1 protein-coding gene and 1 pseudogene are annotated in these 1,351 nt (G+C 77.9%); both read left to right on the top strand.

The genetic code is table 11. From position 1 onward, the window contains the following. Positions 1 to 415: pseudogene (locus B7L92_RS37460) on the top strand (SCO3242 family prenyltransferase); the annotation flags it as partial. Continuing rightward, positions 412 to 1,351, top strand: a 940-nt coding sequence (locus tag B7L92_RS37455) for a sugar phosphate isomerase/epimerase family protein (RefSeq protein WP_107501737.1), incomplete at its 3' end; no start/stop codon positions are given. The pseudogene B7L92_RS37460 and the gene B7L92_RS37455, both read left to right, overlap by 4 nt.

Below are 1,351 nucleotides of genomic sequence, written 5' to 3'. Positions count from 1 at the left end.
CCGCCGGGAGACCGGCGGCGGCTCGGCCCTGGCCCCGTTGGCGGCCCTCGCGACGACGGGGGTGCTGACGCGGCTGGTCACCCACCGCCGCACCCGACTCCCGGCAGGCCGGCGGGCAGCAGCCGCCCCCGGCCTGCCGGGCCCCGGCCCGGCCGGCGGTCCGCCCCTCGCCACCGCCCTGGGCGTCCTCTACGCCGCCACGGCCGCCCGCCCCTACTTCCACGCCGCGCTCAACCCCTCGCCCCCGCTCACCCAACGCGCCGTCGGCAGCGGCATCCGGGCCACGATCCCGCTCCAGGCCGCGCTCGCCGCCCGTTCCGGAGCGGTCACCACATCCCTCCTGGTCGCGGCCCTGGCCCCGGCCGGCCGGATGGTCACGAGGAGGGCCGGCATGAGGAAGGTGAGCATCACATGAGCCGGAACCCGAACCAGGGACCGGCCGGGGACGCCGCCGCGGGCCCGCGGCCGAACCCGGACGGCGTCCTCGCGCCCCCGCTCCGCTTCGGCTACGGCACCAACGGCCTCGCCGACCTCCGGCTCGACGACGCCCTCGGCCTGCTCGCCGACCTCGGTTACGACGGCGTCGGACTGACCCTCGACCACATGCACCTCGACCCGCTCGCCCCGGACCTCGCCGCCCGCACCCGCCGGGTCGCGCACCGGCTGGACGCGCTCGGCCTGGGCGTCACCGTGGAGACCGGGGCCCGCTACGTGCTCGACCCCCGCCGCAAGCACGGTCCGTCGCTGCTGGACCCCGACCCGGACGACCGCGCCCGCCGCGTCGACCTCCTCGTCCGGGCCGTCCGCGTCGCCGCCGACCTCGGCGCGCACGCCGTCCACTGCTTCAGCGGCGTCCTCCCCGCCGGCACCGACGAGGACACCGCCTGGAAACGCCTCGCCGAGACCCTCACCCCCGTCCTGGAGGCCGCCGCCGGCGCCGGCGTCCCGCTCGCCGTCGAACCCGAACCGGGGCACCTCCTCGCCACCCTCGCCGACTTCCACCGCCTGCGCCGCGCGCTCGGCGACCCCGAGCCCCTCGGCCTCACCCTGGACATCGGCCACTGCCAGTGCCTGGAACCCCTCCCTCCCGCCGACTGCGTGCGTGACGCCGCCCCCTGGCTGCGCCACGTCCAGATCGAGGACATGCGCCGGGGCGTCCACGAACACCTCCCCTTCGGGGACGGCGAGATCGACTTCCCGCCCGTCCTCGCGGCCCTCGCCGCCACGGGATACCGGGGCCTGACCGTCGTCGAACTGCCCCGCCACTCCCACGCGGGCCCTCACTACGCCGCCCACTCCCTCCCGTTCCTGCGCCGCGCCGCCCCGGCCACGGCGCAGGAACGGGAGGGAG

The sequence above is a fragment of the Streptomyces viridosporus genome, assembly GCF_002078235.1.
Taxonomy (GTDB): domain Bacteria; phylum Actinomycetota; class Actinomycetes; order Streptomycetales; family Streptomycetaceae; genus Streptomyces; species Streptomyces viridosporus.
The sequence above is the reverse complement of the archived record's forward strand: the minus strand, read 5'-3'. Positions and strand labels throughout refer to the sequence as shown.